General features: G+C 74.0%; 7 protein-coding genes. 2 read left to right on the forward strand and 5 right to left on the reverse strand.

Annotated features, from left to right (window positions below):
• Window positions 1–41: 41 nt before the first annotated feature.
• On the reverse strand, window positions 42–1,277 hold the full coding sequence (locus ACFVFQ_RS11020; protein WP_383412309.1) for an FAD-dependent oxidoreductase: 1,236 nt from the start codon (window positions 1,275–1,277) through the stop codon (window positions 42–44).
• A gap of 74 nt (window positions 1,278–1,351) precedes the next feature.
• Complete coding sequence (locus ACFVFQ_RS11025; RefSeq protein WP_383412312.1) at window positions 1,352–2,578, reverse strand: serine hydrolase domain-containing protein; 1,227 nt, start codon at window positions 2,576–2,578, stop codon at window positions 1,352–1,354.
• Between the two features lie 202 nt (window positions 2,579–2,780).
• Between ACFVFQ_RS11025 and ACFVFQ_RS11030 the strand changes: the two genes are divergently transcribed.
• A complete protein-coding gene (locus ACFVFQ_RS11030) occupies window positions 2,781–3,218 on the forward strand; it encodes a hypothetical protein (RefSeq protein WP_383412314.1) in 438 nt (145 codons plus the stop codon).
• 116 nt (window positions 3,219–3,334) lie between these two features.
• On the opposite strand, the gene ACFVFQ_RS11035 is transcribed toward ACFVFQ_RS11030, so the two are convergent.
• Genes ACFVFQ_RS11035 through ACFVFQ_RS11045 form a run of 3 tightly spaced genes read right to left on the reverse strand, consistent with a single transcriptional unit; the run spans window position 3,335 to window position 7,049 of the window.
• Window positions 3,335–5,470 (reverse strand): xanthine dehydrogenase family protein molybdopterin-binding subunit, encoded by a 2,136-nt coding sequence (locus ACFVFQ_RS11035; protein WP_383412317.1) that lies wholly within the window; start codon window positions 5,468–5,470, stop codon window positions 3,335–3,337.
• Window positions 5,467–6,477: an FAD binding domain-containing protein gene (locus ACFVFQ_RS11040; RefSeq protein ID WP_383412321.1), complete on the reverse strand. Its 1,011-nt coding sequence runs from the start codon at window positions 6,475–6,477 to the stop codon at window positions 5,467–5,469. The genes ACFVFQ_RS11035 and ACFVFQ_RS11040 overlap by 4 nt, the downstream gene beginning before the upstream one ends.
• Window positions 6,474–7,049 (reverse strand): (2Fe-2S)-binding protein, encoded by a 576-nt coding sequence (locus tag ACFVFQ_RS11045; RefSeq protein ID WP_383412324.1) that lies wholly within the window; start codon window positions 7,047–7,049, stop codon window positions 6,474–6,476. Before ACFVFQ_RS11045 ends, ACFVFQ_RS11040 begins: the two co-directional genes overlap by 4 nt.
• 434 nt (window positions 7,050–7,483) lie before the next feature.
• On the opposite strand from ACFVFQ_RS11045, the gene ACFVFQ_RS11050 reads away from it, so the two are divergent.
• Window positions 7,484–8,059: a TetR/AcrR family transcriptional regulator gene (locus ACFVFQ_RS11050; protein ID WP_383412327.1), complete on the forward strand. Its 576-nt coding sequence runs from the start codon at window positions 7,484–7,486 to the stop codon at window positions 8,057–8,059.
• The last annotated feature ends 239 nt before the right edge of the window (window positions 8,060–8,298 follow it).

Consider the following 8,298-nt stretch of genomic DNA (forward strand, 5'->3'; position numbering starts at 1 on the left):
AGGAAGGCGGCGGCCCGGCACAGAAGGTGCCGGGCCGCCGCTCATCTCACCGACTCGACCGGTGGGCGCTCGCGCACCGCGCCGTAGGCGAGGAAGTACGCCGGCACCCGGTTCAGCCAGCGCGAGGTGGTGAGCCGCTCGGCCACCCGCTGTGCCCGCCGGGGGTCGTTGAACGGCGGCCGGCCCGCCAGCACCGGCGCGATGATCCGGGAGTGCGCGAACCGCTGCAACGCCTGCGTCAGCGCCGCGGTCGGCCAGCGGCGGCGCTGGACGGCGCGGACGTCCCGCAGGCCCACCGTGCCAGCCCGCAGTGGGCCGACGAGGTGCCGGGCGGCGGCCACCGCGTCCTCCACCGCGAGGTTGATGCCGATCCCGAAGACCGGCGACATCGCGTGCGCCGCGTCACCGATGCACAGCAGACCCGGGCGGTGCCAGCGCCGCAGCCGGTCCAGCCGCACGTCCAGCAGCTTCACCTCGTCCCAGGAGTCGAGCGCGCGCACCCGGTCCCCGAGCCAGGGGGCGGCGGTGGCGTAGTTCGCGGTGAACGATTCCAGGCCGGCGGCGCGGCGGGTGGCGTCCGTCCCCTTGGGGATCAGGGCCGCGCACTGCCAGTAGTCCCCGCGGTCGATCAGGGCGGCCAGCAGCCGGTCGCCGGCGCCGCCCACCAGGCCGTGCGGATCGCCGTCGCGCCGCGGCAGCCGGAACCACCAGGCATCCATCGGGCAGTTGAACGCGCGCAGCCCGAGCTCCGGCAGCGCGCGGGCGAGCGAGCCGCGGCCGTCGCAGGCCACCGTCAGCGTCGCCCGCAGGTCGCCGGTGCGGCCGTCGGCGGTGCGGTAGCGCACCCCCACCACCCGGCCGCGCTCCGTCAGGAACGACGTCGCCTCCGTGCTCATCCGGAGGGCGAACGACGGCTCGCGCCGGGCCTCGTCCACCAGCAGGTCGAGCAGGTCCCACTGCGGCACCATGGCGACGTAGTTGAAAGGGCCGGGCAGCGCGGCGATGTTGCCGACCGTCGTCAGCGAGCCGTCCGGGCCGAGCGGCAGTTGGACGGTGGTCACCCGGCGTTGCGGCAGCCGGGCGAACCGTTCGCTCAGCCCCAGCTCGTCCAGGAGCGCCAGGGTGGAGGGGTGCACGGTGTCCCCGCGGAAGTCGCGCAGGAAGTCGCCGTGTTTTTCCAGGACCGTCACCGCCACCCCCGCCCGGGCCAGGAGCAGTGCCAGCACCATCCCGGCGGGCCCGCCGCCCACCACACAACAGGTCGTCCGCTCCGCCACAACCGCTCCCTTCCACGACGCCCCGGGCCCCGCGCGCGGGGGCACCGGCACAGATACCCGGATCGTCGCGGAAATCAGCCGCGCCGTCCGCCGTCCGCAGACCGTGGCACACCGCACAGCGCATGGTCGATGAGGTCGGTGGTGGCGCGGATCTGGCGGGCCGCGGTGTCCGGGTCGCCGGGGCGGCTGTGCAGGGAGACGGTGACGGTGCTGCGGCCGTCGGCGGTGGTGGCGGGCCAGACCATGTACCCGTAGCCGTCGCCGCTGTGGCCCCAGTAGCCGCCGCCGCAGGTCAACGGGGTCCAGGACAGGCCGAGTCCGTAGCGGCCGCCCTGCGGGGTGCCGGGGTCGGCGGGCACCGCCACCGTCCGGCGCATCTCGGCGAGTTGGGCGGGGGCGAGCAGGCGGCCGCCGAGCAGCGCACGGTAGAACGCGGTGGTGTCCGCCGGGGTGCTGATCAGCGAGCCGTCGGCGTCCCCGTCGAAGGGGAGGTAGGCGAGGGTGGTGTCGATCAGCGGGCCGTTGGGCGTGAACTGCTGGTAGTCGGTGGCGTGTGGGCGGGGGAGGGTGGGGTCGTCGCCCGGGGCGTAGGTGTGGGTCAGGTGGAGGGGGCGGAGGATGCGGGTGCGTACCTCGTGTTCCCAGGGGTGGCCGGTGACCGCGTGGATCAGCATGCCGGCGAGGACGTAGTTGATGTTGGAGTACTGCCAGCGGGTGCCCGGCTTGAAGGACGGTGGGTGGCGCAGGGCGAGGGCGACGCGCTGCGCGGAGGTGTACGGGGTGTGGCGGTTGCGGTGGTACTCGGCGGCGCTGGGGTGCGGGGCGACCTCGCCGATGTAGTCCGGCAGTCCGCTGGTGTGCTGGAGCAGTTGGCGCACGGTGATCCGGCGCCCGTCGTTGCCGTGGCCGCGCACCAGGCCCGGCAGCCAGCGATCCACCGTGTCGTCGAGCGACAGCCGCCCCTCGCCGACCAGTTGGAGCACCACGGTGGCCACAAACGTCTTGGTGTTGCTGCCGATCCGGACGTATCCGTTCTGCGGGACGGGGCGTTTGGTGCGGAGGTCTTCGGTGCCGCTGCGGGCGGTACGGGTCTCGTGCGGCGTCTCCAGGCGGACGGAGACGCCGGTGACGCCGGTGGCGCGCAGGGCGTCGGCGTCCCGCTGGAGTCGGGTGGGGGCGCTGGCCGTTGCCTGGGTGGGCACCAGTCCCGTGAGGACGGCGGCGGTGAGGAGTGCGGCGGCGGCGCGGCGGGGAAGGCGGGGCGGGCGGCCCTTGGGGGCGCTCGTCGTGGGCGTGGACATGGAATCACGGTAGGAAGCGCCGCGCCCTACGGGCCATGCTGCTGGCCTCCGTAGGCGGGTGGGGTTCTCCCCACAGGGTGGAGGGTGGCCTTCCGGAACTTCCCTTTGTGGGCGGTGTGTTCGGAGGGAACGCCTTGCGCCGAATCTCCCTCTTGTGGGGTGGAGGGGGCAGGAGGCCCCCTCCGACACAGGGGAGGAAACGATGAAGGAACGAGTCGCGCGGGGGACCCTCGGACGCCGGGGCGGCCGCATCGCCGCCGTCGGCGCCATGGGTGCGGCCGCGGTCGTACTGGCCGTCACCCCGGCGTTCGCCAAGGGCAGCGCCACGCTCAACGTCTCGCCCGGCACCGTCAAGGTGGGCGGCGCCGTGCACGTCACGGGCCAGGGCGACAGCGATGCGCTCCGGTACGGCCAGTTCTGCGCCCAGCAGCGCGCGGGCGCCCACGGTGCCTGGAAGACCGTCAAGTGCGGGAAGATCGTGGAGATCGACGGCGCCGAGGCCAAGGTCGATGTGAAGGTCAAGGCCCACAAGCGCGGCGACCTTCAGTTCCGCGGCGTGCTCTACGGCGTCGACGGGCCGCACGGCGGCCACCCGTACGCCGACATCCACACCGACGTGAAGACCGTCCACGTGCGCTGAACGGATGCGGTAACTCGACGCGTTCCACGGTGACTTGACCGCCATCCCGGGGGCGGTCGGTCGCGGAGGTCGAAGAACGGGCGCCACCCCATGCAGGGGTGGCGCCCGTTGTCGGATCAGCCGCGTGGGGCGGCGGCCGTCAGTACCCGGTCCGGGCGGATCGGCAGGTGCCGGTGGCGGGCGCCGGTCGCGTGCCAGACCGCGTTGGCGACCGCCGCCGCGGCGCCCACGATGCCGACCTCGCCGATGCCCTTGATGCCGACCGGGTCCTGCTCGTCCGGGTCGTCCACCCAGTCCGCCTCGACGAGCGGGACGTCGGCGTTGGCCGCCACGTGGTAGCCGGCCAGGTCGGCGCCGACGTGGCTGCCGAAGGCCGCGTCCCGGGACGCCTCCTCGTGCAGGGCCATGGACAGTCCCCAGATCATGCCGCCGACCAACTGGCTGCGCGCGGTCAGCGGGTTGACGATCCGGCCGGCCGCGAAGACGCCCAGCATCCGTCGGACCCGCACCTCACCGGTGGCGACGTCCACCGCGACCTCGGCGAACTGCGCGCCGAACGCGTGCCGTTCACGGGGCGGCAGCGCGCCCAGGGCCTCGGTGGTGTCCGAGCGCACCGTGATCCCCTGCGGCGGAATGCTGCCGCCCAGGGCCAGTTGGGCGCGCAGGTCGCGGGCGGCGAGCTCGACCGCCCAGGACCAGGAACGGGTGCCGGCCGAGCCACCGGCGAGCATCGCCGGACCGAAGTCGCTGTCGCCGATCCGGACCGCCACCCGCTCCGGCGCCACCTCCAGCGCGTCCGCGGCGATCAGGGTCAGCGCGGTGCGCGCCCCGGTGCCGATGTCCGCCGCGGTGATCCGCACGGTGAAGGTGCCGTCCGCCTCCGCCGTCACCGCCGCCGTGGACGGGCCGGCCAGGGTGGGGAACGAGGCGGCCGCGGTGCCCGTCCCGAGCAGCCAACGACCGTCCCGACGCACCCCGGGACGCGGGTCGCGCTCCGCCCAGCCGAACCGGCGGGCGCCCTCGTCGAAGCAGGCCAGGAGCCGGCGGCTGCTGAAGGGCAGCCCGGAAATCGGGCCCACCTCCGGCTCGTTGCGGGCGCGCAGCGCGATCGGGTCGACACCGCACTTCTCGGCGAGCTCGTCCAGCGCGCACTCCAGCGCGAACGAACCGGGCGCCTCGCCGGGCGCCCGCATCCAGGTCGGGGTCGGCACATCGAGCCGGACCACCCGGCTGACGGTGTGGTGCGCGTCGGCGTCGTACATCGCGCGGGCCACGTCCGCGCTCCGCTCGACGAACTCGTGCACCGTGGAGGTCTGGTTCAACCCCTCGTGGTGCAGGGCGCGCAGCCGCCCGTCGGCATCGGCGCCGAGCCGGACCCGTTGCGCGGTGGGGCTGCGGTAGCCGACCAGCGAGAACATCTGACGTCGCGTCAATACGACCCGGACCGGGCGGTGCAGGACCGTCGCGGCCAGTGCCGCCGCCACCTGGTGCGGGCGGCACCCCTTCGCCCCGAAGGCGCCGCCGACGTGCTCGGAACGCACCCGCACCGCGGCCGGGTCGAGCGAGAACAGCAGCGCCAACTCCTTGGCGACATGCATGCTGCCCTGGTTGGAGTCGATGACCTCCAGCCGCCCGTTCTCCCAGTAGGCGGTCGCGGCGTGCGGCTCCATCGGGTGGTGGTGTTCCTCCGGAGTGCTGTACTCCGCGTCCAACACGACGGCGGACGCGGCGAACTCGTTCGCCAGGTCGCCCTTGGTCGCCGCGGTGGCGAACCGCGCGTTGCCCTCCGGCTCGTACGTCGCCGGGTGCCCGACGGCGAACGTCACGTCGTGCGGCTCCTCGTCGTACTCGACGACCAGCGACTCGGCGGCCTCCCGGGCCTGTTCGGAGGTCTCGGCGACGACCAGCGCGACCGGCCAGCCGGCGTAGGGCACCCGGTCGTGCTGGAAGACCTGGAGCGCCGGGTCGGGCGTGCCCATCGGGGCGACGTAACCCGACTCCAGGGGCTGGGCGTTGCCGTGGTGGAGGACGGTCAGTACGCCGGGCATCGCCAGCACGGCGGCGGTGTCGAGGGCGCGGATCCGGCCGCGGGCGATGGTGGACACCACCAGCCAGCCGTGCGCGAGCCCGGCGAGGGGGACCTCGCCGGCGTAGCGGGCCGCGCCGGTGACCTTGTCGCGGCCCTCCACGCGGGTGTGCGACGTGCCGACGGACGCGCGCGCCGCGGTGCTCGTGGTGGTCGTGACGGTCATCGGGTGGCCTCCTCGGTCCGCCGGCTCTCCTCGGCCAGCTCGGTCAGCACGGCTACGACGAGATTCCGGATCAGCGTCACCTTGTATCCGTTGTCGGACAGCGGCTCGGCGGCGGCCAGTTCGGCGTCGGCCGCGGCGGCGAACGCCTCGGCGGTCGCCGGCCCGCCGAGCAGCGCCCGCTCCGCCGCGTGGGCCCGCCACGGTCGGGACGCGACCGCCCCGAACGCCAGCCGGACGTCGCGGACGGTGCCGTCGTGGACGTCGAGGGCGGCGGCCACCGAGCCGATGGCGAAGGCGAACGACGCCCGCTCGCGCACCTTGCGGTACCGCGAGGCGGCGGCCACCGGTGCCGGTGGCAGGGCGACGGCGGTGATCAGCGCCCCGGGCGGCAGCGCGGTCTCCCGATGCGGGGCATCCGCCACCGGGAGATACAGGTCCGCCAGCGCCAACTCGCCACGCCCCTCGGCCGTTTCGTAGTGCACCACGGCGTCGAAGGCGGCCAGTGCCACGCCCATGTCCGAGGGGTGGACGGCCACGCAGTGGGAGGTGGCCCCCAGGATGGCGTGGTTGCGGTGCTCGCCGGCGACGGCCGGGCAACCGCTGCCGGGCGCCCGCTTGTTGCAGGGCTTGGTCACGTCGGTGAAGTAGCCGCAGCGGGTGCGCTGGAGGAGGTTGCCGCCCACCGTGGCCATGTTGCGCAGCTGCCCGGAGGCGCCGGCCAGGACCGCCTGGGCCAACGCCGGGTAGCGGCGCCGCACTTCGGGGTGGGCTGCCAGGTCGCTGTTGGTGACGGTCGCGCCGATCCGCAGTCCGCCGTCGTCGGTGACCGCGATCCCGTCGAGCGGCAACTCCCGCACGTCGACCAGGAGTGCGGGCCGCTCCACCCCGCTCTTCATCAGATCGACGAGGTTGGTGCCCCCGCCGAGGTAGCGGGCCTCCGGTTCGGCGCCGAGCAGCGCCAGCGCGCCCGCGACGTCGAACGCCCGTCGGTAGTCGAACTCCCTCATGCCGCGCCCTCCACGTCCGTCGCCACCGCGCCCGTCGTGCGGGCCGGGTCCTGCGCCGCCCGGGCCACCGCCCGGACGATCGAGACATACGCCCCGCAGCGGCACAGGTTGCCGCTCATCCGCTCCCGGATCTCCTCGGCCGTCAGCGGCACCGGGCCGGCCTCGGGTCGGACGTCGGCGGTGGCCGCGCTGGGCCAGCCCGCGGCGTGCTCCTCGATCGCGGCCACCGCGGAACAGATCTGCCCCGGCGTGCAGTAGCCGCACTGGAAGCCGTCGAGATCGAGGAACGCCTGCTGCACCGGGTGCAGTTGGTCCCCGTCCGCCAGGCCCTCGACGGTGGTGATCTCCCGCCCCTCGGCGGCCACCGCGAGCTGGAGGCAGGAGACCACCCGGCGGCCGTCGAGCAGCACCGTGCAGGCGCCGCACTGCCCCTGGTCGCAGCCCTTCTTGGTGCCGGTCAGGTCGAGCCGCTCGCGCAGTGCGTCGAGCAGGGTGGTGCGGTTGTCGACGGGCAGCGTGTGCTTCTCGCCGTTGATGGTCAAGGTGATGGCACCGGCCGTCGATGGGGCCATGGTCTGCCTTCTTTCGCGTCTCGCGCGGCGAACGGGCGCGGCGGGCACCGGCCCCGGGGTCGGCGGCCCGCCGCGTTCGGTCAACGGATCGGATCGGCTCCGCCGGGCGGAAACGCTCGACGGAGCCGGGGTGTTGGGAGGTGGGGGGTGGAGGGAGGGGGAGCGGTGGTGCGGTGGGTCACGACATCGAAGGGACTGCGGGGTGGGGTCGGTGGGGGCGCGCTGGAGGGCGGCACCTCGATTGCCGCGGTGGCCCTCCCCAAACGGGTCGTCCCCACCACTCCTCTGCCGCTAGGGTGTGATCCAGAAGCGGACAACCGTCCATTGACGTGGAAACCTAACGGACGGCTGTCCGGTTAGCAAGGTCAATGGTCCGTCAGCGGCCGGCTGCCCAACAAGCCCCGCTCATCGGTGACTTACCGTGAGGAGGACGCGTGCCCCAGCCCAAGGACGCGCCCCTGCGCACGGACGCGCAACGCAACCGCGACCGCATCCTGGAAGTGGCCCTGGCCGAACTGACCCGCTGCGCCGACGTCCCGCTGAGCGCGATCGCCAAGAAGGCCGGGGTCGGACAGGGCACGTTCTACCGCAACTTCCCCAACCGCGAGGCCCTCGTCCTGGAGGTCTACCGCCACGAGGTCCAACAGGTCTGCGACGCCGCCGCCCACCTCCTGGCCACCCACCCGCCGGATCGGGCGCTGCGCGCCTGGATGGACCGGCTCGCCCAGTACGCCATGGCCAAGGCCGGCCTCGCCGCCGCCCTGCGTCAGGCCACCACCCCGCACGGCACCTTCGTCGCCGTCGCCCGCGGCCCCCTCATCGCCGCCCTCACCCTCCTCCTGAGCGCCAACGAAGCCGCCGGCACCATCCGCCCCGACTTCACCCCCGAGGACTTCCTCCTGGCCATCGCGGGCCTCTGGCAACTGGACCCCCACACCGACTGGCCCACCCGCGCGAACCGCCTCCTCGACCTGGTCATGGACGGGCTGCGGGGGCCTGCGGCCGGCTGATTCCCACGTACTTGACTTTCCCGCCGTGCGGGTTGCTGTTGTTTGCGCCTGCGGCGCGGGCGGTGCCGCTGCGCGGGGGCTAGGCCGACTTGTGTTGTCCGCTGCGCGGGGCGGTGCCGCTGCGCGGGGCGGGGCGAGTTGTGTTGTCCGCTGCGCGGGGCTGTCGGGGTGCGGTGACGGTCCTCCGGGGTGGGGGTGCCAGACTGCTTCGCTTTACGTCTGGCACCCCCACCCCTCCG

Source organism: Streptomyces sp. NPDC057743, assembly GCF_042798755.1.
In the GTDB taxonomy this organism is placed as follows: Bacteria; Actinomycetota; Actinomycetes; order Streptomycetales; family Streptomycetaceae; genus Streptomyces.